We start from the raw sequence: 22,827 nt of genomic DNA, 5'->3' as shown, positions 1-22,827 counted from the left end.
GTCACAGTCGAGGCAGCGCCGCTTCGATGTGGCACGGGCACGGTCGGCGACAGTGGCGAGTGCCAGGTTCGTACGCGAACCAACGCGCTTCCAACCACGCCCCCGGCAACTCCAGCAAGGTAAGTGCGTGCCCTGATCCGGCCGCTGACTCGTCACGCCGTGCCCCCTTCCGATCAAGTGGCCTTAGCCACTTACTGGATAGTGGCATTAGCCACTCACGACGTGCAAGCGATTCGTCGAAATGACAGACCGTCAGGTGAGGGGGTATCCCTGCTCGAAGGCCCAGCGGTGTGGCGGGTAGGTGGCTTCGGCGAACTCCAACGGCCGATCCTGGAGGTCGAACACGACGTGATGCACGATCAAGACAGCGGATCCAGACTGAAGTTGAAGATCTGCCGCCTCCTCGTCGTTCGCCTCCCGAGCGCACATGCGATCTTCGGCGTAACTCCCCTGCCGTCCCGTCATGTTCTCGACGTACATCAAGGTGCCCTCCTGGATCCGCTCCGGCTCCAGAAGCTTGGGCGCCCGCTGTCCGACGTCCGGCGCGAACCACGAGGTGGACAACGTGATAGGTCCGTCCTGGTTATTGGTAACCCGCCGACGATGCACGGCGCGACGGTCCTTCACCAGGCCCAACGCCTCAGCGACGTGATCGGGCGCGTCCAACCAGCCGGCCGACGTGATGACCGCATACTCACCAGGCGTGTAGATCTTGCCCGTCTGCCGCGCCCGCCCATACAACTCACGTGCCCGCCGGTTCACTTCGAGGCTGCGCACGTACGTACCGGACCCCTGTCGCTTCTCCACGAGCCCTTGATGACTCAACGCCTCCAGCGACCGTGCGGCCGTCGGCCTGGACACCTTCCAGTCCGCCGCCAGTTGACGTTCCGACGGAACCTCGTCCCCCGGCCGCAGGTCACCCCGAAGAATCTGATCGCGGATGAAGTGCGCGATCTGGAGATACTTCGGCTGAGCCTCCTCGATCTGCGGCATGTGCCCTCCTCGTTCAGTGCAGCGCAAGAGCCCAAGTGGCTATGGCGTCTAGCCACTATAGGGTGAGTGGTCAATGCCGGACCCCGTACGCTTGGGCCCATGACGCGGTTGATCGTCGCAGCAGGAGGAGGGGGCGACGCGGTCGCCGCCGCAATGCTTGACGCGGCCTTGTACGGCGACAGCGACGACCAGGCGGTGATCCTCACGTACGCGTGGGACCGCTTGCTGATCGACCCTGTACCGGGCCCCCGAGGAGCGGACGACTTCACCGGCCTCGAACCGATCACCCAGGCCGTGCGGAAAGTGCCGGCGGAAGCACGCCCGATCGCTCCGGCGGGATCCACACTCCCCCGGCTCGCCGCAGAGCTCCCGCACACGTTCGCGCTGATCGACCCGAGGCAGGGCGTCGAGGGAGTCACACGCCAACTCGAAGAGCTGATCAGCCACTTGGAGCCCGAGTCCATCGACCTCCTTGACGTAGGCGGGGACGCACTTGCACGCGGAGACGAACCAACCCTGAAGAGCCCTCTCGCCGACGCCCTCACACTGGCAGCGTGCTGCCAAGTAAACGCACGGGTCAGGCTGTTGATCGCAGGCCCCGGCCTCGACGGCGAACTTCCGCTCGACGACCTGCGAGGCACACTGGGCCCACTCGTCCACACCTTCACGCCGAAGGACGTCGACCCGATCAACTCGGTACTGGAATGGCACCCCTCGGAAGCAACGGGGATGCTCGCGGCTGCGGCCCGCGGCATACGAGGCATATGCGAAGTACGGGACGCGGGACTTCCCATCCCGCTAACCGACGAGAGCCCAGCAGTCCACGAGGCCGACATGGACGAGGCGCTGAGCCGCAACGAGTTGGCCCGCGCAATCATGGCGACGACCACACTGGACGAGGTGGAAGCACTGAGCCGCGAGATCTGCGGCTTCTCGGAAATCGACTACGAGCGCAACAAGGCTCTCTGGCTCAAGGAGCAGCCGCCAACGAGGCTGGACGCCGAGTCGCTGCTACCCGCACTCGCCGAGTTCGAGGCGGAGGCCCGAAGCCGCGGAGTCTCCCACACGACGTTCCGCCACCTCACCGAGGCCCTGAACCTCAACGGCACCCAGCGCGACGCCCTACGCCGACTGCTCATCGACAGCCGACCGGAGCAGTACGCGGCCCCCCTGTGGCATATCCCAGCCACCACCTGAGTAACAACCTTCTTCACGGGTTCAAGGCGGCTCGCTCCGCTCCCCGCGCGCGACCCGGCCCCCGGCCGGGCCTGCGCTCCTGCCTCCGCCCCGCTCCAGCCCGGCCGGCGCCCGTGCCGCGCTCAGAGCAATCAGCCGCTTGAGCTGAGAGAAGGGATACGTCGTGGCTGGGGCGGTCGGCTCCACGGCTTTAGGCAGCCACTTTGGCGCGAGCCTCGAAGATCATGGCCCCAACGTCGTGCTTTACCGGGCAGGTCCACAGACTGCCCGACGCGCCGGAAGCTTACGGGGCCATGATCACTCGCGCCAAAGCAGCTCCAGCCCAAAGCCGCTCCGCCGACCTCGTAAGGACTCCGCCGATATGCGCTCGATGGTGGGGTGCAGCTAGCTGGAGGAAGGGCACTTATTGGGCATAGCGGTAGAGCTCCGCACCAGCCTCGATCGACAGCCATCGGAGCGGATCTTCCTCCGGGCGGGAGTTCTGCGACTCGATAGGGATGCCATGCGCCCTAATTATGAGATCATTAGCGACAGCTACCATGCAAGCAATATCAAGATCGACAAGGTCGATAGAAGACATCATTCGCCGCCATTGGTAACGATTTTCCCTGGCAGCATACAGGCCCTGAGCATGCGCCTCAGCTAGCGGAATCAGTTCGTTAAACAATGCGTTCCGAGACGCCTCTCCAGGATTGTAGCTAAGATCTGCCAGCATCCCTGCTAGCATCAGGTATTTGCTAATTTGCGCGCTCCGTGGCCCAATCGGATACTGGCCAAAATGCCGCCGGAGCGTGTCAGTATATTCCTGTGCCAATGGAATAGGCGACTCTTTGGGATCCCACCCACTTCCCAGTATCGCCATAAGGAAGTACGCCTGCTGCACAGGAGACCGCAAAACGTCTGACTTCAAGTGGGCTTGCACTAGAATATCTCTTATGTCACTTCGGGTTACTGGGGCTGAACCCTCTTTCATGAGCATCAAGAGTGAGCTCGCCACTTCCGCATCGCGTTCACTTAGGCCGGATTTTATGGTGCAGCGATGCAGGAACCATCCATACAGAACGCCAGATGACCTGTACTCGCTCGCGGCCTTCCGAAGCAAGTCAGCCGCCCATTTCGAATCAACGAGAAAAGCCGACTGTGCTGCTTCACGGAACGCATCAGCGCGCTCGGCATATCCTTGCCAGTCCGGAAATTCCTTGAGCGGCACGTCCTCTACGTAGTTAATAAAGAACCTCGCACGCCTTTCGGCCGTTTCACGGTCAACGCCGAGCGTGTCGATTATTTGTGCGAGGTTCACAGTAGACCCCTTATATTGATAAGCACATCGGGCGATTGGAACCTAGGATTATTCCAGCGCTGAGCCCCCTTTGCCGAACCAGGTTCGCCGGCACTCGGTTCCCAGCGTTCACAGTCTCGGAGCTGTACGGCTGGTACCTGAATTTTGGCCGCGACTTCCCCTTCCACGTAATAGTCAGAGTACGGGCGAGCGTGATTAAGATCCCGAATTTCTTCCGCCACGCCTGGAATGGGCGTTGCTCGATTTATTCCAACGATTACATAACAGGTGAAGACATGCCCCGCCCTCCTGCCCCAGTCCGTCGCAAAAGAAACAGCCGTACGTTGGGCGCGATGCAGTACGTTCGTTCGGAGATATACGTCGCGACTGACACATCCTGCCGACAGGGAGATAAACGGACTTGCTAGATAGAACGACTGGCCCGTGTCGGGGTCTATTTCGTCGTAATGATTCACATGCATGTCAAGATAATGCTCGGTAAGGCGATCTGGAACCTGACGCCAAGGAAGAGGGGGATAATTTCGCCACCAATGACAAGTCAGTCCCTCCCCGCCTAGCAAGATATCCAAAGCCTCACTGTCTGAGAGGCCACCGATCCCCTTCATGCACCATTGAATTATCATCACGATACCCCCGTCTGGCTGGTAAGCGACGCTTTAAGGGTTTCAAACAGACCCGTCGGTGTATCTGTTACCGGATAGCCCTCTGTGGTGCGATCCTGCTCGACCCGCCCCACATAGAAGATGATCGGAAGATCCTCAGCCTGAACCCCAGGAATAGCAGCCAGCTCCTTGCCGAGATCAAGCCCCGCAGACTGCGGCTCCGGGGGATCCCTTTTGATGTCGCTTATGACGGCATCGTAAGTTCGGTGACGCGCCAGGATGACCGCTTCAGCATTGCTAGTAGCGATATCTACATCCAAGTCAGCGCTGCGAAGTGCTTGAACCTCGTTAAGGTTGTTTTGCGGGTTGTCGTCAACCCATAGCAATCGTCGTGGGCTCGGTAGACCATGCAGCAGAGCCTCAAGCTCAGCCGCCTTTGGCTGGCGATTCTCTTTCTGCTTGACCGCCTCACTCAAGAATTCGAGGGATATTCCCTCTGTTGTGAGACTGGCCTTATGTAGTTGGTGCAGCTTTGAACGGGTTACGTCCGGGAAAAACACCGCGCTAATAACGTATAGCACAATCAGTGACCCGAAAATGATCAGAATGATCCAAGCGGCATCACCCATGACTGCCCCCTACTGGATGAGGTGTCTCAACGGCCCCTGCCCGCCCTTCACCAGCAATCTGTCGTGTAGCTGGGGGGCAACTCCCTCTCTTCCAGCATGCACTCGCGAGACCAGGACGCAACCCGAAAGCTCCCGTCCGAGAAAGTGAGCCCTTTCCAACCTGATGGCAATGCTTGGCAGTTGGGCTGACAACGTAGTGAAGCCCCTGGTAGATGGGTTTTCGACCAAGAGAACCGTCTCCACCAGAGGCTTCACGTGCTTGTTTACCCGTCCGGCATCGACGTGTCCAGCTCTGCCCTTCGTTTCCTCGATCGGCTCCCGTTGGCGGCGGCTGAGCGCCGGCCGCCAGGCCCTTCTCCCGCTCGCCCACCTGCGGGTGGGACACACCTATGCCCAGCTCGCGGCCGGATTCGGCGTCGGAACCACGACCGCCTACCGCTACGTCACCAAGGCCATCGATCTCCTGGCCGCCCTCGCGCCCACCCTGGCCGACGCCGTCCGCGCCGCCTCGGTAAAGGCCTACCTACTCCTGGACGGCTTCTGCCGATCGACCGCATCGCCGCGGACCGGCCCTTCTACTCAGGCAAGCACAAGAAGCACGGGATGAACGTGCAGGTCCTTGCCGATCCCTTCGGCCGACTGTTGTGGGCCTCACCGGCCTTGCCCGGAGCTGTCCACGACGTCCGCGCGGCCCGCGAACACGGCATCGTCGATGCCCTTGCCGAGGCCGACATCACGTGCTGGGCCGACAAGGGCTATCGGGGTGCCGGCGGCACGGTCCGCACCCCGTACTGGGGGCGGTGGGAGACCCTTTCCACCGGTCAGCAGGCGGTGAACCGGTCCCACGCGAAGATCCGCGCACTCGTCGAACAGGCCATGGCCACCCTCAAGTCCTGGCGGCTCCTGCGCAAGCTCCGGTGCTCGACCACCCGGATCACCTGCCTTGTCCAGGCTGTCCTCGCCCTGCATCTGGCCAGCTCAGGCCGATGATGGAAAAGGCTGAGATGTTTGGTCTGCCGTTAGAACGCCGGACGGGTGCACTGTGCTGTCACCGCCGGTTGGGCAGAGTGGGGGACGATCGATGAATCTGAACGTTGTGACCTTGCTGGTATCGGTAATCGCGCTGCTCACCTCGGCATGGTTGGCATGGAGCCAGCTCACGTCATCCCGAAAGTCGACCATCCTGGCGATGATCTTGGAGGGGTTCAGGGACACGCGGAGTGACGACTACCTTGACGCAATCGAATACGTGCTGTATCGGCTGCCCATCGAGCACCCGCAACCTGTCGCCTATCTACAACTCCCCGAGGAAGCGAGGCGGAACATCCAGCGCGTAGGTCTGTTCTACAACGATCTCGGCAAGCTGGTCGCACACGGTCTCGTCGATGAATCCCTGATCATCGGCGCCTACGGCGGGAGTCTGCTGCGGGCATGGACCTTGCTAGCGCCCTACGTCTACTTGGAGCGTCAAGAGCACCAGCGAATGCCCATGCGCTACTTCGAAGACCTAGCGTGGCGAGTGTCGTCACGCCGGCCAGAGACCGTTTACAGCAAGTTGGGGCTGCACGCGCTTCCCCCGCGGGACGCAGCCTGAGTCTTGACTAAGGCCCACCGCCCAGAACTCCTTGCGGCTCGCCGGCAGTAGGTAGCGGCGGTAGGCCCACAGATTCCAGGGAGAGCGCCGATTGCCCCGTCCACCTGGGATAGAGCCGAGCACCTGGCCCTTGCCTCCGTCTCAGTTTCCGTCTCATTCAGCCTGGTTCACCGACGTTCAGGGGAGACCCAGAACCGATCGCCACCTTGTGGCGAGACACCCATGAACCCAGGTGAACGCCCCTGCACACAGCCCACCACCCCACCACCACAGTTGGAAAACGTGTTGGCGGTACAGAGCTTCAGCGGGTGTCCGGCCGTGGCGGCCTCGGTTGGGTCTGCCGGACACCGGTGCATGCCACCAGCGTGCTGCCGTCCTCGTCGAGGTACAGCATGAAAACCCACGATCCGTCGGCAGTCTTGATCTGGCCCAATCGAACGGGTCGGCCGAATAGGTCCAGGTGTTGCACGGCCCGCGCCAGGCCGGAGGTCTCGATGCCCCTCCGAAGGGTGTGACGGAGCCGCCGCCCGTAGACCGTCGCGAGCGACTCGGGTGACGTCGTTCCATCCCAGACAACGTGAGAAGCGCCGGCACGGAGAGCAGAAAGGGCGGCTGACGTCGTCTCGTCGCCACCGCCCAGCAGCCGTTCGAGCTGTTCTCGTTTCATGACCTCATCCCCCGCCGGGATCCTGCTGCACAGCAACGAAGTACAGCAACCCAGCAACCGCCCGCGCCCGATACCGGCTCTGACGACCCTCCCTGCAGCCTGTATGACCTTCGTTGACCGATCTCTGTAGAGCAATGGATCAGAAGCTCCTCCCTCAGCACCCTGCAGATCGGCACGTGCCACAGCTGTGCCAGATGCAGGGGTCAGCCAGGCAACAGCGGTCTCTCACAGCCGCATCCGCCTCGGTTAGCCCAACCAAGGGAGCCGCAGGCCACCAGCCAGGCGCCCCAGCCTCTAGAGCGGGTGTCCCTGAGGGGCACAGCCGGACTACAGCCCCGAAGAACTTGGCCCAACGCCGGCCTTACCGGGCAGTTCCACAGACTGCCCGACGCGCTGGAAACTTACGGGGTCATGATCACTCGCGCCAAAGCAGCTCCAGCCCAAAGCCGCTCCGCCGACCTGATCGTCAGGACACCGAAAAGGAGATGTTTTCCTCAACGTAGCGAGCACCCTTGGGTGAGATACGTACTATTCTCGCCGCATCATCGTACTCAATGAGTCTTGCTTTGTGACATCTCTTGAGGATATCCCGCCGATATGAGCTGGCGTTAGCGGCTTCAGTCCATGCCAGTAGATCCTTCTCGGCGACCGGAGAGGACTCTGAATAGAGCAGCAAAAGCGTCTTGTCATGGAGGCTGAGCCTCTCAGAAAGAACTCGCTTCTTCCCATTAACGGCCCAGACGACCTCTAGTTGGCGTTCCACCAGCGCGTCAACGGCTTCGGCGGCTGCCGCCGTGTCGACTTTATGGAAAACGCGAATGAGTTCGGCGATAAGCCACTTACTCATGTAGAGAACGGCAACGGCATCCATATGGTTAGGATCAACATCACTCCCCACATGGCCAACACCTCGATTATTTCTAATCTCGTACAGGGCAATCAGCATCCGAGGGACTTGAATCCTGAGCGAGCGAGGCAGTTGGGTTTCCTGCTCAAGCTTTTGACACTCTCTCACCATGTTACTGGGCTTGGATGACTGCTGAGGGAACTGGCCATCAGCATGTCCGCGAATGATCGAGTACACAATCTCGCACAGCTTCCCCCCGTTCAGTTCGGACGGTTCCCACCTCCCCTCACTGAAGTTCCGCGTGATGCTCTCCAGGGCGTTTACAAGCTCCTCTCGCAGAGCAGAGGGGAGCCCTCCCAGGAAAGACGAAGGAACGCTCACGACTCCGCCTCATCGTCAGTCAGGACCACGGGAACCGCCCCGGTGATACCTAGCCTATCCCTGACATACGCGATACCCGACGTGGTGAGTTTGTATGTCTTCCAGGACTGGGCGGCTTTACCCTTCGCCACCTGGCGAACCAGGGCCGGTGACCTCCGCTGAGCTTTAGTCAGAGATTGGGTGATGTTCGCAACACCATGGCCAGTATCTTTCAGAAGATTGTTAATCTTCATCGACTGCCAGGAAGGCTGAGCATTCACCGCCTGAAGCCAGTAGGCGCCAGTGAGGACCTTATCCATTTCAGTCTTTGGATCTACCGCATCAAATAGGTCCACAAAGTCATCAAACACTGGGTCGGTAGGAACGGCTGGGGCCTTGGTCCTGATCCTGCCGTCGTCATCTGTCGCCGCACCGTTTCCACTCGCCGATGAATTGGGCATCGGCACGGAGATTCCGTAACGCTCTGCAGCCCACCTCAACACGCGAGCTCGCGTTGCATCATCTTCAAGACCGTTCAATGCCGAAACGACGGAACTCATGGCCTGAATCTCGGCATCTTCGTTCATTCGAAACCCCCTACACGATCAAGTGTCAACAACGTAAGGCGGCAGGTAAGACGTGTCAATCCAGTCTTCCCAACATGGTGCATCCCATGAAGCTGATCATGGCAAGGTAAGATCATTAAGTTAGAGGGCCCCACCTTCGGAACACCGATCGTTTGTTCTATTTTTGAGATGACCCCGTTGAGGCTGGACATACTTTCGAATGTGCGTGGCGTTCTCATGCAGTTGCCCCGTTCTCAACCATTGGGACGTCCTTCAGGCTGGCTTTTCGAGGCGTGAACGTATCCAATCGCCGTCGAGCCGCATGCTGATGGCGCTGCCATTCGGCATAACGGATCAGGATATCCCACGATGCCGGGAGGCGTGACCACTTTCTAGAAGTGTGGGCACTGCTGCAGCCCGATGCGGAGGACGACGAGGACCGGCGGTCAGCGAAGCTACCGACCGCTGTGGAGAGGCACGTCTGGTGGAGTTGGGCAGACCAGCCCGAAGAGCCCTTGTTGTCTGCCCGGTCTCCGGACTGTTGCGCTGACATCTAACGCTGACATCAACGACCGCGGACGACAACGACAACCCACAGCCGCACGTGGCACCTGTGCGCGAGGTAGGTCTCCGTCACACCGGGGTGCGATCGAACTCCTAAAGCGGTGGTCACAGGGTGAAGTCGCCGCTGGCAGTCTGCAACGACCGGGAGCAGCCGCAACGCCCGGAGCCCGGTGTAGCGGATGCGTCGATCTCCCAAGCACAGCCATGGGTGGATTTGCTGAGTTTCACCGAACCCGGTCGCTGAGAGGGCAACTTACGGTACGTCTGCCTTAACAAGCGATGGAGCCCGGGCCCAGACGGAGGATGAGCATGCGGGGAAGAGAGCTTCCGTATACCAGTGCGTTCGGCCAGCGTGACGCGATGGAGTACATGCAGGAGTGTTACGCAGACGAAGGTGTCGACCGCTCCGGGGAGCCAGCGGTACTGGTCCGCGCCAGCGCTGCCGGTAGCCGTGAGGTCTTCCACGGCAGCGAGCACTGCGGCCTCATGGTCGGCGACGGACGACACCTAGCTGACGCCAGCTGGATGCTTCTGGGTGATGCACGGGACGTGAGGTATCGACCGTGTGAGCGCTGCGGATCTCCCACCACATAGACCTAACCGGCCGTGCCCACACCCTCGTGCCGCCCTCGGCAGACCGTCTCAGTTTCCGTCTCATTCAGTGCCGTTCACGCACGTTCAGACGGGACGGAAGACGGAAGCTGCTTCCAAGACCGGCCGCCAATGAACGCAGGCAAACGGCCCAGTTCGCGGCCCTGCCAGGCACCAACACAGTTGGAAAGCATATTGGGTCGGATCCGAGGTGTCGGCGGCGATGGCCAACAGGACGCGAGGCGCTATCTCTGCAGTCGTTCTCTGCGATAGAAGACATCCATGCTCAGTCCTGCGAAGACTCGTCCCGGGCCGCGCATGGCGTATCGCTCGGGTGGCGGGCTACGCCCTGGCGGGCATCTTCGCGGTAGGGATCTTCATCGTCCTCCCGGTGACAGCCCAGCTGAGCGGGTGGAATGACGATGTCGAGGACCCTTCTGTCAGTTCTGAGACTCCGTCGCCCGCATACACGCCAGTTCGATGGACGTACCAGGGGTACGGATGCGCAGACGGCTGGTCCTCCGACTCGATCGGCGCCCGGGAGCCGGTAGTCATCACGGAGGCGTTGTGGACGTGTACGAGGGTGACGACGGAACGGTTCTGAGGTGTGGAGACGACGAGCACGCTCCAGGTCCAGAGGAGCAACGGCAGCAGATCGAAGACTACGGGCGTATCAGCTGTGCGTTCAGATGACAGCCCCGCCCGGATCCCCGCTCATGGTCGCACCACAAGCGCACCAGATCGGGCGGGGAACAGCGGGGAATCACGGTGAAAGCAGCCGAGCCCTACAAGGCCCCAGCTAAACCGTTCGCCCAGGTCAGCGCCCAAGTCTCTCCCAAATGCCCGCAGCTTCCCAAGCTGAGAGCGCGAGTTCGATTCTCGTCACCCGCTCCAGAGAGAAACCCCAGGTCAGCGGCCTGGGGTTTGTTTGTTGTCTAGACCATTTCGAGGGCTTCATGCCCTCCGCGTGCCCTAAGTCGCGGGAATGTGCCCACTGAAGGGGTGTCGGAGGGCAATTCCTGACGACACGTCAGGAGTCTGTCGCTGCCATCGAGAAGGAATACGGCCTCTTCCAGGTGGTCCGCGGGGACCGTACCGCCGTCAAACGCCCCACCCGGGCCGAGCAGGAGAAGGCCCGCCGCCAAGGCCAGCAGAAGACCTCCCGTGAACACCTGCGCACCACCGTCCGCCAGCTGGTGTCCATCGCCACCAGCCCCAAGGAGTTCCTCCACATGCTCGACGGGCTCGACGGTGTCCGCGTCGACGTCCAGCACTTCCCCTCCGGGGACGTACGTGGATACAAGGTCGCCGTCGAAGGCGACACCAACGCCACAGGCCAGCCGATCTGGTTCTCCGGCTCCGAACTCGCCCCCGACCTGTCCTTCCCCAAGATCACAGAACGCCTCACCGGCATCGAACCCCCACCGGCAACCGAGTCGGGCACCCGGCGCAGGCCGAACCCCTGGCACCAGGCCACCGCGGCGGCCGAACGCATCCCCCACCACCTCAACCAGGACGACGACACGGTGGCCCAGGCACACATCGCGGCCTTCGGCGAGGCCCTCGACATCCTGCCGCTGCTCGCCCCCGACCACCTGTTCCCGCAGCTTCATCAGGCTGCCCTCGCGTTCGAACGCGCCTCCCGCTCCCGCATCCGTGCCAAGCAGGACCAGGCCCGCGCTTTGCGCGGTGCCGTGCGCGCACTACGCACGGCACCGGTCACCGGTCACCGGTGACGGGTCCGGGCTGGCGATGTTCCTCGACATCACCGTCCTGGTCGTCGTCGCCGCTGCCCACTGGCACCAGGCCCATCGGCATGACCAGCAGGTCGCCGCTGCCCACCAGGCCCTGGCCCACCTCCAGACGGCCTGCGAGCACGCTGCGGCTCAGCCGCTGGCCGCCCTGGCCCAGCGAAAGCCACCAGCCTGCACCGTGGAACGCCACGCGCAGCACCTACGAGCCGTCCTGCCGGACCACGCCGAGCAGGTCCTCACCGACCCCGCCTGGCCCGCACTGGCCGCCGTTCTCACCCAAGCCGAGACCGCCGGCCAGGACGACCCCCAACAGCTCCTCCAGCACGCCGCCCGCCAGCGCGCACTGGACGACGCCCGCTCCACCGTCAGAACCCTCACCTGGCGCATCCAACGCCTCGGCACAAGGCCGGCACCCAGCGAGCAAGCGCGAGCTGCACAGGCGAGCAGGGCCGAGACCGCGGGAGTGGCGCCGCCAACTCCATCCGCCCCGTCCCTGGCTCCCACCAAACAACCGGCCACCAGCGCGTTGAACGACTCCAGCCGTCGCCGCTGACCGGCAAAGCGGGCGGAATATAGCCGACGATCGCCGATTACCGAAACCGGCGATTCTCCAGACCATTGATGCCTCCACCCACCCGACTCTTTGGAGGAGCACCCGCATGCCCGAAACCGATATCCGACCCTGTCCCCGACCCGAGATCGTCGACCTACTCTGCGACGCGGACTTCAAGTACCGATCCGACACCAACACCTGGAGCCACCGCGACGGACGCCCGTTCAGCAAGGAAGAACAGGCCCTCGCCTTCACCGCCACCCGCGTCGAATTCGAAGAGGTGCGCGAACAACTCACCTGATACCAGGAGTACATGCGCACTGTGGATGAAGCGCCGGAAGCCTTCCAGCTCTTCCTCGCCCCGTTCATGGAGCAGCTCACCCAGAAAACCCTCGGCAACGCCGTCCAGCTCATGACCGAGGACGAACGGGCCGAGTTCGACCGACTGCTCGGCCTCATGATCCACCCGGTTCGCCTCTTCGCCCCGTATACCTTCTGACGAGGGCCCGCGTCACTCACTGACCAATGTGAGGAAGTGACTGGCTCCGAGGACAGATCACCCTCACCAGTAGCGGGCAGTGACGCGAAATGGACACCAGAACAAGGCACCGCAGCGCGAAGCCGGGCCTCCTGAACGGGAGGCCCGGCTTCAAAGCGAGTGGTGTCTCTGCCATAGCTTCAGTGAAGATCCGACTGGACCTCGGTCAGTCGATGCCTTCGACGATGCGGAAGTCGCGCTCGACGCCGTCGGAGAGGGCGACCAGCGCCTCCTGGTAGGCCGCACTCTCGCGCACCGCGACGGCCTGCTCGAAGCTGTCGAACTCGACCAGGACGGTGCGCTCGGCGATTCCGGCGTCATGCGCCACGACCCGACCGCCAAGGACGATGGTCCGGCCGCCCCCGGGCTCGACGGCCAGGCGGGCCAGCTTGTTGTAAGCAGCCAGCTTCTCAGGATCTGAAATGGTGCGGTAGACGCTGACCCAGTAGCCCTTGGGCATGGAACCTCCAGTGTTGGGATGAGTGCACCTGGCTTACGGGTTGGTCTCGGACGAGCGTCGGCGGCCGTCCTTGTTGGTCTGCTGACCACCGCAAGTCGCCTTCGTGTCAGCCGAGCCGGGGAAGGCGGACGGCGCGCGCGATTTCTGCGGCGCCGCCCAGGCGGATCAGGGTGCCGGACGCGCTGCGTTGTGCGTTGGCGATGATCGTGGACGGATGGCCGAGGTGATCGCCCATGTCGACCGCGATGCCGGTGACGCCCTGATCCGCGAGATACGCGGCCAGACATGCGGTGCTGTTGGCGTTGGCGACATCCTCGGGGACGCCGATCGACGGGGCGAACATCCGGGCCGCCGCCCGACCGTCCGCATCGGGGATCGAGTAGGCGTAGCAGCCCAGCAGTCCGTAGCGGTCACAGGCATGGCGCAGTGCCGTAAAGTCCGGACGGAGTTCGGCCAGCACGGTGCGCGATCGCACGGGTAACAGGAGCCGTGGCCGGCCTGGTGAGGCCACGCAGGCGCCGTCGGGAAGGGCTTCGCTCATCAGGCCGAGGGCGGTCGCGATCGCCCGGAGTTCGGGTTCCCCGGCGTCCCGCGGGCTGATCGGGCCCGGGTCGAAAGTGGCCGTCAGGTCGTCGTGTTCTCGCTTCACCCAGCCTTCGAATACGCGACTTGTGGTGTGCAGCGCGGCCCGGTAATCGGCGTCGCCGCTGTAGCGCAGAGCGAGCAGCGCCAGTGCGGCGACTGTGCCGTGACCGCAGGCGGGCAACTCGCCTTCGCCGGTGAAGAACCGGAGCCGATACGACGGTCGAGCCTGATCCTCGCCGTCCACCGCAGCGATGAAGACCGCGTGCGAGGTGCCTGTCGCAGCAGGGATGCGCCGTCGCTCGGCATCGGTGAAGGGCGCGTCGTCGAGAACGGCGGTCGGACTGCCGCCCTGGCCCTGCCGCCGGCACGCGTCGACGATCGTCACCTCGGGCATGGCGCCGCGTCCATCGTGATCAGCATCGTCAGGTCGAGCGCGGGTGCGCTGTGCGTCAGGGCGCCGATCGAGATGAGGTCGACGCCGGCATCGGCAATGGCGCGAACCCGGTCCAGGGTGACGTTGCCGGAAGCCTCCAGGAGGATCTCCGAACCGCCGGAACGGCCGGCCCTCATTCGCATCACTTCTTCGATGTCGGCCACCTCCATGTTGTCGAGCATGAGCCAGCCAGCTCCCGCTTCCATGGCTTCGCGGGCCTGCGCGACGGTCTGCACTTCGACGTCGATCGGCACGCTCGTCCCGGAATCGGCCATTCCCTTCCGGACCGCATTGATCGCCGCGGCCACCCCGCCCGCCGCGGTGATGTGGTTCTCCTTCAGCAGGACCATCGCCGCCAGGGTGAGCCGGTGGTTGCTGCCGCCGCCCGCGGTGACGGCGTACTTGTCCAGCGCCCGCAGCCCCGGGGCGGTCTTGCGGGTGTCCAGGATCCGCGCCGGGGTTCCGGCCACGGCTTGGACGAAGCCGTCGGTGACAGTGGCGATGCCGCACAGGCGCTGCAGGAAGTTCAGCACCGTGCGCTCGGCGGTGATCAGGCTGCGAGCCGATCCGGTCAGCCGCACCAGGACGTCCCCGGCCCGCAGCCGCACGCCGTCCGCGACCAAAGTCTCGACCTCGACCTCGGCGTCGGTCTGGGCGAAGACTTCGTGGACCACGGGCAGTCCGGCGGCGACACCGGGCTGGCGGGTACTGATCTCGGCGGTGGCGATAGGGCCGGCCGGGACGCTCCACGAGGTGGTGATGTCGTCGGCGGCCCTGTCCTCCGCCAGGGCCGCGGCCACGCTGGCCCGCGCCGCCGACGCGGGGAACTCGGCGATCTTCATAGGTGGTTCCTCAGCTCTCAGAGATTGATCAGCGGACCGACGAGGCCGTGGACGGCCTCCTTAGGAAAACCCACGAGATCCGGCTCGTGCCAATAGCCGTGCGGAAGCAAGCCATAGGCTCGGGCCTATCGCGAGGGGAAGGAACGGGCATGTACGACCACCGGAGCGTCGAACTGCGCCATCTCCGCTACTTCGTCACCGTCGTCGAGGAAGGCACGATGACCGAGGCGGCACGCGTGCTGCGGATCGCACAGCCCAGCCTGAGCCAGCAGATCAGCGCCCTGGAACGCCGCGTCGGCGCCCCGCTATTCCACCGCAGGCCCAAAGGGATGGAGCTGACCGAGGGCGGCCGCATCCTGTACGCGACCGCCATCCGCGCCCTCGCCGAGATCGAGGCGTCGCTGGCCCAGGCGCGCGACGCGCGCCGCCCGGTCCGGGTGGGGGTCTGCCGAACGGTTCCGGAGCACCTGCTGGCCCGCGTCGAGCGGATCTTCGCCGACGACGGCTCCCTGACCGTCGAGTTCGACGAGGCCGACTCCCAGCGGCAGCTCGACCTCCTGCGGACCGGCGCCCTGGCCTTCGGGGTGATGCGCGTCTTCCACCCCATCGACGACCTGGCCGCGCTGACCCTGGCCGACGAACCGCACGGCGTGGTGCTGCGCCCCGACCACTCGCTGGCCGAGCACACCGCCCTGTCCTGGGCCGACCTGGCGGACCAGGAGCTCCTGTGGTTCCCGGCCGAGCGCAACCGCCGCTTCGCCGAGGACGTCCTGGCCCACCTCGCCGACCACAGCTGGACGCCGCAGCTGCGGATCGTCGACGCGCACAGCCAGGCGCTGTACTGCCACCACCTGCGCACCAGCGAGAACCTGGTGGGCCTGCGAAGCCGGAACAGCTTCACAACGGACGCGGGGATGGCGTGGCGGCCGTTCGTGTCCGACCCGCCGCGCCGCCGGTTCGTCCTGGTCACTCTCGGCGACAGCCCTTGGGCGGGGTTGTTGGCTCGCTCGGGCGGCCGGTCATCCGATGACGGCGGCATCGGTGGACCCGGTCAGCGCGCGGCGAGCTTCCCGAGCGCCGCCTCGTCGGCGCTGCCGGGCTCGGCCTGGTAGACCGTCATACGCTGGCCGTCGTCGCCGAATCGCATGACCTCGATGACCAGCGTCAGGTCGCCGACCTCAGGGCGCCGGAAGTGCTTGGGTTCGCCGCGCAGCAGGGCCCACTGGCAGCCGGTGCGGCCCTGGTAGAGCAGGGCGTTGACGATCTCCCGCATCGGATACCGGCCATGATGGCCGCTGACCGAGGGGTGCTGTGCCTTCCAGGAGTCGATGACCGGTTCGATCAACGCCCAGCGTTCGTCGGATAAGTCGGTGTCGTAGGGCTGGCGGTCGCTCACAGGGGCCACTTCAGCACAGCCGGGCCTGCTGGACAGCGAGGACGCAGCGGCGGCACACGTTCCGGTGACGACTAATACGGCATCACGTCACATACTGTCCTCTAACAAGCATCGCACAACGCGCTGTTTACTGTCGGGAGACTTCGAATCGCTGGTAAGGGAGCGGCAGGTGGGCAAAGCGTCCGCAGGAAAGAAGGCGGCCAGAACGGGCAGGACGCGAGACCACACCGTTCCCCAGATGTACTTGCGGCACTTCGCCGAACATCAAGCACGGCGACGGTACGAACTGCGAGTGCGGCGCCTCGACGATCCTGACATGGCCTTCCCGGCCGCGCCGACCGCGATCGGCGCCGAGCGCGGCTTCTACTGGGGCACGACCATTGAGGGCGTCCCCCCATCATGCCTGCGAGGAACTCTTCACCTCCCTGGAGAGCAACGCCGAGACGGTCCTCAAGGTGATCCTCGACGACAAAGACTGGGCACTGACCCCGCATTGGCCGCTCGCCCCGGAGCAACGCGGTGCTCTTTCCTGGTGGATGGCCGCGCAGATCCTGCGCACCACGCGCCAGCGCAAGCGCCTCTCCCACACGCAGCCGCCGCCCCAAGGAGTCCCCCGACCTCCCCGACGACATCACCCGAATGGCGTCCGGGGTGTACTGCCGGCGTACCAGCTCGGCGACGTAGGCCCCGCCAAAGATCCATTCCTGGTTCTTCAGACAGCCATGGAGGGCACTCTCGGAGCTGTCCGGGTCCTCCACCGCGGTACGCAGTGCCGCCAGGCCAACTTGCCTGGCCCGCAGTTCGAGCAACTGGGCCAGCATGCCGGCGTCGACATCGGCCAGGACGTCGCTCATCATCCGGGCGGCCTCTGCGGAGGCGGGCCGGGGCAGGTTGCGGAGGACCATCTCCATGTGTCCGTATTCCTGGAGTCGCCTCGCCTCCTTGGTGGAGAGCCGGATCCCGCCCTCGCCATCCCCGAGGCCCAAGTAGTCGACGGACTGGGCTATGCCGCGAAAGAGGTCACGGGCGTCGGCGGCGCTTGCGCCGGGCTTGTCGCGGCACAGGACGTCCAGGGCGGCGACCGCCCTGTCCGCACCCAGGGCGGCCATCCTGCGCATGTGTTTCTCGCTGCGCTGTCGGGCTTCGTCGTCGTAGTAGTTCTCAAGAATGTCGAGGAACAGTTCGCCTCCGGCATAGGCCGCAAAGCGCTGAAAGCGCTGGGCGAATGCGAAGTCGCCCTGGATGATGGCCTCTTGGGCCACGTCCTCCAAGGCGTTCACCAGGGGCCTGCCCTTGCCGTACGTCCCACCGAGGCCACCCATGATGTGCAGCACCGCGTCGACGCGCTCCCGGACGCGCGCATCCTCAGTCAGTCCCCGTGCCGTCTGGACCAGTTGCCAGAGCGTGAAGCCGGATCGAAATGTCACGTGGGCACACTAGGGCCGGGCACTGACAACCACGCTGGCAGCAGTCTCGGGTGATGCCTGGCGTCGGCCGCTCCCGAGAGCCTCTCTTGACGACAGGGTCCCAATCAAGCCGTGCCATGCGCCGGGTCCGCGTCCCAGACCCAGTGCAGCGTCTTCGCGACCGCTGGTACCGAGGTGGCGTCACGCCCGCAGGGCCGACTTGGCTCATCGAAGGACGGCGTACCGGAACGGGACGCCGTCTCGAATCCCCAGGTCAGCGACCTGGGGCTTGTGCTTTGCCGGGGCTCCGCCCGTATGCGCGTGCTGGGTGAGCACCGTACGTGCGCGACCCTGCTGTCACCCGGCCCGGTGGGACGCTGGTCGTCAGTCGGGCCGTTGGGTGCGGTTCTCGTGAGCGAGGCCGTCCGGGCGGGCAGTCGTGCGTGGGCCGAGGGGAAGGATCATGGCCCGCAACAGCACAGGCGCCCATGGCCTCAGGACCGTGGGATCCGGCGGGCGACGGATCGCCCCGATGTCCTGCCACCCCCACGACAGAAAGGCGTCGCAGGCCGGAACGTCGGCCTGGTCGACCAGCGTCGCCCCGAGCGAGGCGTGATGGTCGGCGAGCAGGCGTTGCTGGAGCCGGCGGGCGAGGTCCTGGTCGTCCGTGTGGGGATGCACGACGATCTCGGTGATCGCGAAGACGTGGCCGGACGCGGTGAGCTGTTCGACGCTCTGCGGGAGGGTCCCGTCGAACCCCCTCCACCACGTCCCCTCGCGCGGTACGGGGAATCCGTAGGCACACCCGGCGAAGGCGCTGTCCTCTGCGATCAGCAGCGCGAATCCGGACCGCCGGATGTCACCGGTGAGCCGCCGCAGAAACGCCTCCCGGCCCCGGTACTCCTGGCCTGCCTGCGCACGGGAGGACTCCACGTACAGATCGGCCAGGTCCTCCCGCAGGGTCTCGGCCTGCCAGCGGTTCAGCCGGCGCAGGCGCACCGCGTGGGCGGGAGTCGGTGCGCACCCTGGCGGCTCACGTCGGAGCGGGGCCATCACCGCGCACCGCCCGCGGCGGCGGGAACCCGAGGTGACGGTGTTCGAACGGCGTGGAGGTCGTGGAGCAGGAAGCCGGAGCCGGTGATCTCGGCGATGCGGGCCAAGGTCGGCGGGGGGTAGTGCAGTTGGAGGGTCGCTCCGGCATCGGCGGCGAGCCGGGATGCCGTGAGTAGGGCGTTGAGTCCGCTGGCGTCGCAGAAGGTGACCGCCGTGAGATCGACGTCGGCGGTGCGGATGCCGTCGCGCAGGCATGCGGCCAGTGCGGCGCGCACGAGCGGGGCGGTGGCCAGGTCGATCTCCCCGGCGAGGGTGATCAGCGCGTGGGTGGTGTGGTCGTGCCGGTGGACGTTCAGTTGTGGAAGGGGCATGGCTCCTCGGTTCGACGTACGAAGTACCCGTCGGAGATTGCCGCGGGGCTGGACAGGCTTCGGGCCGGGTTCGGCCCTCGCGGCATGCCGCGGGTGTGGGCGACGGGTGAACGGCCGGGCCGGCAGCCCGGGTTGGCGAGCACGGTGGCGGATGGCGGATCGGTCGTCCGGGATGCACCATGGGTCGGACGGAAGGTCCGTGCTCGGCGGGCATCGTGTCCTGGACGGGTGCCGGAGCCGCCCGAGGCCCGGACGGCAGTGTCGGAAGCCCGGTCAGACCGGGCCGGGTGGGCGGGGCCGGTGTGGGTCGGAAACCAGCCGATCGGCTTCGGATGGACTGCTCATCGGCCTCCCTGTCAGCCTTGTGCCGTTCCCGGGCTCGCGGGCACAGGACACGGGAGACCCCGGCCTGTCATGTGCGGCGCTGCGACCGGGGTCTTGGGCTGCGGGCGGTGCTGTTGGTTCGGTCGGCTCGGTCGGTCGGACCCGTCGTCGCGACGGTTACCGCGGCCTGCGATGCTGCTCGCTCTCCCGGCCGTGGCCCTTCCGCCGAGCCGACGGGCCCGGGACAGGCATCCCGGAGCGGCCGTAGTGGAAGGCGGCGATGCGGTCACTGTGCTGCGCGTTGAGCAGGTGGATGAGGAGCACCCCGAGGGCGATCATCGCAAGGATCACGATCACGGTCACGAACGTCTCCACGGTCCTCACCTCCCCATCAGCTGATGCGGCAGCGCGGCGGTCACGGTCGGGATCCGGGAACGTGCGGCCGGATCGCGGGCCTCATGGCCACCTTCGGAGTCCCAGACCGCTTCCACGGCCCGGTCGGCCTCGTACACCGTCCGCAGGCGCGCCGCCTCCTCCATCAACCGGCTCGCGGTCGACGTGCCCAGTGGGTCACTCGCGGCGGCCATCAGCCAGGCGGCCGAGACGGGAGCCGTCTGCGGCGGGACCACCAGGAGGTTCCAACGGCCCATCCGGTACGAGAGCAACAGCAGTTCGTGCGGGTCCTGCTCGGCCAGGAACCAGCCCACCTTCACCACGTGCCCGGCGACGGGCACCTTGCGCGGAACGACCGGCCAGTGGGTGGGATTCACCGTGACCCGGGTGATCCGCCCCCACAACGGATCCAGTACGGCGGCCAGGGAAGGGAGTTCGGCCCCGAGATCGCGGGAGCGGGGCCACCATGCGCCGTCCAGCAGAGCCGGTGCGGAACCGGCGGGAGCCAGCGACAGACGCAGAGAGGACGAGGAGAGCGGCGAACGGTCACCGGCTTCGGCTGTCGGCGGGAGGGAAATGGTCGCAGTCATGACGCGGACCCTGCCCCGGCCCGGCTGCGACCGGCCCGGCGTATTCAATCGCCGAAAACGACACGAGCCTGGAAGCCGGTGCGCGAAATATCCTCGGTCATTTCAGCCTACTCCTTGGGCAGACCCAACGGACCGTACTGCCAATGGAGAAACGGTCCCATGCGCCCCTGCCCCGGACATTCGTCCCAGAGACAACAGTCTGAACCTGCCGTATTTCGCCGGACGGTGGAAAGAAATGATCGGCATTCGTCGCGCGGGCCCGCGCGACGGGGTACCTGAGCACAACGCCGTCCCGCTGCCCTTGTCGGACCTCGCCGCGCGGATCGTCTCGGCGACTTCGACCACGGCCATCCCGGCCATCCCCCGCACCGACGGCGGTCCGGCCCGAGGACCCGCCGCGGCTGACCGGCAACGCTTTCCTGGCTGAGGAGCAGATGGGCCTGCGGCACGCTGTCCGGTCCGCCCGGCTCTTTCGGGAGTAGCGTGAACTCATCGGGAGCACTTCGCACATCGGCTCCATGGCGGTGTCGTTCCCGGTGAGCGACGACACCGGGCCGCTGCCCTCACGCGGGAGTCCGGAGACGGGTTTGCGCCATGTCCGCGACCAACTCTCATCCCCCGCTACGGGCCGTTCCTTTCAAGGCCCCGACCGCGCGCCTCGCGCTGAGGTCCAAGGGTCCTTCCGCAGGGCACGCCGAACTGGACGGCGCCTGGTGGCCCCGTTCACGTGACCTGCCGAGCGAGCTCTCCGCCCTGGCGGACGTGCTGGATCCGCTGTGGGGACGGATCACCCGTATCGCGGTCAACCCCCGCCACTGGCCCATCCTCCCGCCCAGAATCTTCGTCAGCGGCCATGTGGTGAAGGTCGGTTGGTTCACCTCAGAGCTGGATCCGCACGGGATCGTTCTGCTGTCCTGCACCGCGGGCCGCTGGGACCTCCTGGTGGTCCCCCCGGAGACCGGCGCCTCCTCGGCCGCCCGGCTGATGGCCGCCGCGAGCGCGGGCACCGGTCCGCCGATGACCGCGACCGGGCTCATGACGGCGGAACAGGCCCGTGACGGAAGCAGGGAGGGCCGGGAAGGACGGGGGCGCGCGGACGGGGGCGCGCTGTGGAAGGCACCTGGTCTGGAGGACTACGGAACACGAGACGACGGGCCGGGGCCGGTCGGAATTCCGGCATACGAAAAGTCCTGGTCGTGAGCGCTGGTCGTGAGCGGGTACCCGGCCCGGAGTAAAGTGAACTGCGGGAGTCAGTCGGTGACCTGTGGCCTTCTCCTTGCCTGGGGCGACGGGTTCGGAGCCCGGCATGAGTGGCGGCGACCATGGCAACACTGCACCAGCGGAAGAACCATCGCGAAGCGATCATGAAGACCCTGTACGAGGGCATGGAAGGCAGCGGCCTCCCTGACGTCTCCGGGGCCAAGCTGCGTGACGATCTGGCGATCCCCGAGCAGGATCTGGCCGCGGCCTGCACCTATCTGGTGGAGGAAGGGCTCGTCACGGTCCGCTGGGCCCATGGAGACACACCCGCGACCGTCATGCTGACGCATCAGGGAATTCGGCTCATGGAGGCCGAGGAGGAGGATCGCGGCTGACCGAGTGTGTACGCCGGGCCGTTGCACCAGCGGCGAAGCTCTCAGACAGGAGCGGGGCATGATCCGTTCGGCCGACATCCGCGAGTGGCGCAACCGTGACGTGGTCGACCCGAAACAGCGCAGGATCGGCATGCTCGAAGCGGTCTATGTGGACACGGCCACCGACGAACCTGCCATGGCCACCGTCCGGACCGGGCTGCCCACCCGCCACCGCCTGGTCTTCGTCCCCCTCGACGACGTGGTTCTCGGACCGGGCTACGTCAAGGTCTCCCACGCCAGGGGACAGGTACGGAAGGCCCCCTCGATCGGTACGGACGACGTGCTGCCGGCCGAGCGGGAGGAAGAGATCTTCCGGCACTACGGCATGACGTACCGGCCGGGAGCAAACGGCGAACGTCAGCTCGCACGCCGCTGACCGCACGCACCCGGCACAGGAGGTGGTCCGGCGTGGTGGTGCTCTTCCTTCTGCTCGTCCTCGTGGCCGTCGTACTGGGACTCATCGGGGCGGCGGCGGACGACCTCGGCTATCTCCTGGCCATCGGCATCGTGCTCTTCGTCGCCGACGTGGCCTTCTTCGCGATGCGGCTGTCCCGGCGTGCCAGGCGGCGTCCCGTCCGCTGACGG

At 65.3% G+C, this 22,827-nt stretch carries 25 protein-coding genes and 3 pseudogenes; 12 read left to right on the top strand and 16 right to left on the bottom strand.

From position 1 onward, the window contains the following. Positions 1 to 252: 252 nt before the first annotated feature. Positions 253 to 993 (bottom strand): GntR family transcriptional regulator, encoded by a 741-nt coding sequence (locus H4N64_RS28130; RefSeq protein WP_186285225.1) that lies wholly within the window; start codon positions 991 to 993, stop codon positions 253 to 255. Positions 994 to 1,092: 99 nt separating this feature from the next. Here H4N64_RS28130 and H4N64_RS28125 point away from each other — a divergent pair, with 99 nt between their 5' ends. Then, positions 1,093 to 2,190 (top strand): DUF1152 domain-containing protein, encoded by a 1,098-nt coding sequence (locus H4N64_RS28125; protein WP_186285224.1) that lies wholly within the window; start codon positions 1,093 to 1,095, stop codon positions 2,188 to 2,190. A 403-nt stretch (positions 2,191 to 2,593) separates the two neighbouring features. Here H4N64_RS28125 and H4N64_RS28120 read toward each other — a convergent pair whose 3' ends face one another. Both H4N64_RS28120 and H4N64_RS28115 read right to left on the bottom strand, forming a co-directional pair. Next, positions 2,594 to 3,490 carry a hypothetical protein gene (locus H4N64_RS28120; RefSeq protein WP_186285223.1) on the bottom strand — a complete coding sequence of 299 codons (897 nt, stop codon included), beginning with the start codon at positions 3,488 to 3,490 and terminating at the stop codon, positions 2,594 to 2,596. Between the two features lie 622 nt (positions 3,491 to 4,112). Further along, a complete protein-coding gene (locus tag H4N64_RS28115) occupies positions 4,113 to 4,721 on the bottom strand; it encodes a response regulator (RefSeq protein WP_186285222.1) in 609 nt (202 codons plus the stop codon). 255 nt (positions 4,722 to 4,976) lie between these two features. On the opposite strand from H4N64_RS28115, the pseudogene H4N64_RS28110 reads away from it, so the two are divergent. Continuing rightward, positions 4,977 to 5,711: pseudogene (locus H4N64_RS28110) on the top strand (transposase family protein). Positions 5,712 to 5,802: 91 nt separating this feature from the next. Beyond that, positions 5,803 to 6,315, top strand: a complete 513-nt coding sequence (locus tag H4N64_RS28105; RefSeq protein WP_186285221.1) for a DUF4760 domain-containing protein — start codon at positions 5,803 to 5,805, stop codon at positions 6,313 to 6,315. A 301-nt stretch (positions 6,316 to 6,616) separates the two neighbouring features. Here H4N64_RS28105 and H4N64_RS28100 read toward each other — a convergent pair whose 3' ends face one another. The 3 genes from H4N64_RS28100 to H4N64_RS28090 form a co-directional block, all read right to left on the bottom strand. Further along, entirely contained in the window at positions 6,617 to 6,982 is a 366-nt protein-coding gene (locus H4N64_RS28100; protein WP_186285220.1) for a hypothetical protein, read from the bottom strand. 466 nt (positions 6,983 to 7,448) lie between these two features. Continuing rightward, on the bottom strand, positions 7,449 to 8,210 hold the full coding sequence (locus H4N64_RS28095; protein WP_186285219.1) for a hypothetical protein: 762 nt from the start codon (positions 8,208 to 8,210) through the stop codon (positions 7,449 to 7,451). Continuing rightward, a complete protein-coding gene (locus tag H4N64_RS28090) occupies positions 8,207 to 8,776 on the bottom strand; it encodes a hypothetical protein (protein WP_186285218.1) in 570 nt (189 codons plus the stop codon). Before H4N64_RS28090 ends, H4N64_RS28095 begins: the two co-directional genes overlap by 4 nt. A gap of 2,174 nt (positions 8,777 to 10,950) precedes the next feature. On the opposite strand from H4N64_RS28090, the pseudogene H4N64_RS28085 reads away from it, so the two are divergent. The 3 genes and pseudogenes from H4N64_RS28085 to H4N64_RS45590 form a co-directional block, all read left to right on the top strand. After that, a pseudogene (locus H4N64_RS28085) lies at positions 10,951 to 12,217 on the top strand (mobilization protein); the annotation flags it as partial. 106 nt (positions 12,218 to 12,323) lie between these two features. After that, a complete protein-coding gene (locus H4N64_RS45595) occupies positions 12,324 to 12,518 on the top strand; it encodes a hypothetical protein (RefSeq protein WP_260860009.1) in 195 nt (64 codons plus the stop codon). A gap of 12 nt (positions 12,519 to 12,530) precedes the next feature. Next, positions 12,531 to 12,716 (top strand): hypothetical protein, encoded by a 186-nt coding sequence (locus H4N64_RS45590; RefSeq protein ID WP_260860008.1) that lies wholly within the window; start codon positions 12,531 to 12,533, stop codon positions 12,714 to 12,716. A gap of 205 nt (positions 12,717 to 12,921) precedes the next feature. Here the strand turns inward: H4N64_RS45590 and H4N64_RS28075 are convergent, their stop codons facing one another. The 3 genes from H4N64_RS28075 to nadC form a co-directional block, all read right to left on the bottom strand. Further along, a complete protein-coding gene (locus H4N64_RS28075; protein WP_186285217.1) occupies positions 12,922 to 13,215 on the bottom strand; it encodes a DUF1330 domain-containing protein in 294 nt (97 codons plus the stop codon). Positions 13,216 to 13,321: 106 nt separating this feature from the next. Beyond that, a complete protein-coding gene (locus H4N64_RS28070) occupies positions 13,322 to 14,194 on the bottom strand; it encodes a PhzF family phenazine biosynthesis protein (RefSeq protein WP_186285216.1) in 873 nt (290 codons plus the stop codon). Then, positions 14,182 to 15,075 carry a carboxylating nicotinate-nucleotide diphosphorylase gene (nadC, locus tag H4N64_RS28065; protein ID WP_186285215.1) on the bottom strand — a complete coding sequence of 298 codons (894 nt, stop codon included), beginning with the start codon at positions 15,073 to 15,075 and terminating at the stop codon, positions 14,182 to 14,184. Before nadC ends, H4N64_RS28070 begins: the two co-directional genes overlap by 13 nt. Positions 15,076 to 15,224: 149 nt before the next feature. Here nadC and H4N64_RS28060 point away from each other — a divergent pair, with 149 nt between their 5' ends. Next, entirely contained in the window at positions 15,225 to 16,187 is a 963-nt protein-coding gene (locus H4N64_RS28060) for a LysR family transcriptional regulator (protein WP_186285214.1), read from the top strand. On the opposite strand, the gene H4N64_RS45585 is transcribed toward H4N64_RS28060, so the two are convergent. The 7 genes and pseudogenes from H4N64_RS45585 to H4N64_RS28030 form a co-directional block, all read right to left on the bottom strand. After that, the gene (locus H4N64_RS45585) at positions 16,127 to 16,288 is read right to left on the bottom strand and encodes an MmyB family transcriptional regulator (RefSeq protein WP_260860018.1); all 162 of its coding nucleotides are present in this window, start codon (positions 16,286 to 16,288) and stop codon (positions 16,127 to 16,129) included. The two genes, H4N64_RS28060 and H4N64_RS45585, sit on opposite strands and share 61 nt — an antisense overlap. Further along, positions 16,286 to 16,471, bottom strand: a pseudogene (locus H4N64_RS44505) (transposase); the annotation flags it as partial. The pseudogene H4N64_RS44505 and the gene H4N64_RS45585, both read right to left, overlap by 3 nt. Positions 16,472 to 16,572: 101 nt before the next feature. Continuing rightward, positions 16,573 to 17,898 carry a hypothetical protein gene (locus tag H4N64_RS45580; protein ID WP_336246816.1) on the bottom strand — a complete coding sequence of 442 codons (1,326 nt, stop codon included), beginning with the start codon at positions 17,896 to 17,898 and terminating at the stop codon, positions 16,573 to 16,575. 363 nt (positions 17,899 to 18,261) lie between these two features. Further along, positions 18,262 to 18,930 carry a hypothetical protein gene (locus H4N64_RS28045; protein ID WP_260860007.1) on the bottom strand — a complete coding sequence of 223 codons (669 nt, stop codon included), beginning with the start codon at positions 18,928 to 18,930 and terminating at the stop codon, positions 18,262 to 18,264. Beyond that, the gene (locus tag H4N64_RS28040; RefSeq protein ID WP_186285213.1) at positions 18,930 to 19,301 is read right to left on the bottom strand and encodes an STAS domain-containing protein; all 372 of its coding nucleotides are present in this window, start codon (positions 19,299 to 19,301) and stop codon (positions 18,930 to 18,932) included. Before H4N64_RS28040 ends, H4N64_RS28045 begins: the two co-directional genes overlap by 1 nt. 501 nt (positions 19,302 to 19,802) lie before the next feature. Continuing rightward, on the bottom strand, positions 19,803 to 20,000 hold the full coding sequence (locus H4N64_RS28035; protein WP_186285212.1) for a hypothetical protein: 198 nt from the start codon (positions 19,998 to 20,000) through the stop codon (positions 19,803 to 19,805). Positions 20,001 to 20,005: 5 nt separating this feature from the next. After that, the gene (locus H4N64_RS28030) at positions 20,006 to 20,608 is read right to left on the bottom strand and encodes a DUF5994 family protein (RefSeq protein ID WP_186285211.1); all 603 of its coding nucleotides are present in this window, start codon (positions 20,606 to 20,608) and stop codon (positions 20,006 to 20,008) included. Between the two features lie 235 nt (positions 20,609 to 20,843). Here H4N64_RS28030 and H4N64_RS28025 point away from each other — a divergent pair, with 235 nt between their 5' ends. The 5 genes from H4N64_RS28025 (at position 20,844) to H4N64_RS28005 (ending at position 22,824) form a co-directional block, all read left to right on the top strand. Continuing rightward, positions 20,844 to 21,035, top strand: coding sequence for a hypothetical protein (locus H4N64_RS28025; RefSeq protein ID WP_186285210.1), 192 nt, complete (start codon positions 20,844 to 20,846; stop codon positions 21,033 to 21,035). 167 nt (positions 21,036 to 21,202) lie between these two features. After that, a complete protein-coding gene (locus H4N64_RS28020; RefSeq protein ID WP_186285209.1) occupies positions 21,203 to 21,808 on the top strand; it encodes a DUF5994 family protein in 606 nt (201 codons plus the stop codon). Between the two features lie 122 nt (positions 21,809 to 21,930). Next, complete coding sequence (locus tag H4N64_RS28015) at positions 21,931 to 22,203, top strand: hypothetical protein (protein ID WP_126393721.1); 273 nt, start codon at positions 21,931 to 21,933, stop codon at positions 22,201 to 22,203. A 58-nt stretch (positions 22,204 to 22,261) separates the two neighbouring features. Next, on the top strand, positions 22,262 to 22,618 hold the full coding sequence (locus H4N64_RS28010) for a PRC-barrel domain-containing protein (protein WP_186285208.1): 357 nt from the start codon (positions 22,262 to 22,264) through the stop codon (positions 22,616 to 22,618). Positions 22,619 to 22,650: 32 nt separating this feature from the next. Next, on the top strand, positions 22,651 to 22,824 hold the full coding sequence (locus tag H4N64_RS28005; RefSeq protein ID WP_186285244.1) for a hypothetical protein: 174 nt from the start codon (positions 22,651 to 22,653) through the stop codon (positions 22,822 to 22,824). Positions 22,825 to 22,827 lie beyond the last annotated feature (3 nt).

This window comes from Streptomyces cupreus (assembly GCF_014257025.1).
GTDB classification, from domain to species: domain Bacteria; phylum Actinomycetota; class Actinomycetes; order Streptomycetales; family Streptomycetaceae; genus Streptomyces; species Streptomyces cupreus.
The sequence above is the reverse complement of the archived record's forward strand: the minus strand, read 5'-3'. Positions and strand labels throughout refer to the sequence as shown.

Excerpts from the sequence above, each read along its gene's own strand:
- H4N64_RS28040 (WP_186285213.1), bottom strand. The coding sequence starts at position 19,301 with ATGCCCCTTCCACAACTGAACGTCCACCGGCACGACCACACCACCCAC.
- H4N64_RS28015 (WP_126393721.1), top strand. The coding sequence starts at position 21,931 with ATGGCAACACTGCACCAGCGGAAGAACCATCGCGAAGCGATCATGAAG.
- H4N64_RS28045 (WP_260860007.1), bottom strand. The coding sequence starts at position 18,930 with ATGGCCCCGCTCCGACGTGAGCCGCCAGGGTGCGCACCGACTCCCGCC.
- H4N64_RS28010 (WP_186285208.1), top strand. The coding sequence starts at position 22,262 with ATGATCCGTTCGGCCGACATCCGCGAGTGGCGCAACCGTGACGTGGTC.
- nadC (WP_186285215.1), bottom strand. The coding sequence starts at position 15,075 with ATGAAGATCGCCGAGTTCCCCGCGTCGGCGGCGCGGGCCAGCGTGGCC.
- H4N64_RS28100 (WP_186285220.1), bottom strand. The coding sequence starts at position 6,982 with ATGAAACGAGAACAGCTCGAACGGCTGCTGGGCGGTGGCGACGAGACG.
- H4N64_RS45590 (WP_260860008.1), top strand. The coding sequence starts at position 12,531 with ATGCGCACTGTGGATGAAGCGCCGGAAGCCTTCCAGCTCTTCCTCGCC.
- H4N64_RS28030 (WP_186285211.1), bottom strand. The coding sequence starts at position 20,608 with ATGACTGCGACCATTTCCCTCCCGCCGACAGCCGAAGCCGGTGACCGT.
- H4N64_RS28115 (WP_186285222.1), bottom strand. The coding sequence starts at position 4,721 with ATGGGTGATGCCGCTTGGATCATTCTGATCATTTTCGGGTCACTGATT.
- H4N64_RS45595 (WP_260860009.1), top strand. The coding sequence starts at position 12,324 with ATGCCCGAAACCGATATCCGACCCTGTCCCCGACCCGAGATCGTCGAC.
- H4N64_RS28130 (WP_186285225.1), bottom strand. The coding sequence starts at position 993 with ATGCCGCAGATCGAGGAGGCTCAGCCGAAGTATCTCCAGATCGCGCAC.
- H4N64_RS28105 (WP_186285221.1), top strand. The coding sequence starts at position 5,803 with ATGAATCTGAACGTTGTGACCTTGCTGGTATCGGTAATCGCGCTGCTC.
- H4N64_RS28090 (WP_186285218.1), bottom strand. The coding sequence starts at position 8,776 with ATGAACGAAGATGCCGAGATTCAGGCCATGAGTTCCGTCGTTTCGGCA.
- H4N64_RS28025 (WP_186285210.1), top strand. The coding sequence starts at position 20,844 with ATGATCGGCATTCGTCGCGCGGGCCCGCGCGACGGGGTACCTGAGCAC.
- H4N64_RS28060 (WP_186285214.1), top strand. The coding sequence starts at position 15,225 with ATGTACGACCACCGGAGCGTCGAACTGCGCCATCTCCGCTACTTCGTC.
- H4N64_RS28075 (WP_186285217.1), bottom strand. The coding sequence starts at position 13,215 with ATGCCCAAGGGCTACTGGGTCAGCGTCTACCGCACCATTTCAGATCCT.
- H4N64_RS28125 (WP_186285224.1), top strand. The coding sequence starts at position 1,093 with ATGACGCGGTTGATCGTCGCAGCAGGAGGAGGGGGCGACGCGGTCGCC.
- H4N64_RS28070 (WP_186285216.1), bottom strand. The coding sequence starts at position 14,194 with ATGCCCGAGGTGACGATCGTCGACGCGTGCCGGCGGCAGGGCCAGGGC.
- H4N64_RS28020 (WP_186285209.1), top strand. The coding sequence starts at position 21,203 with ATGTCCGCGACCAACTCTCATCCCCCGCTACGGGCCGTTCCTTTCAAG.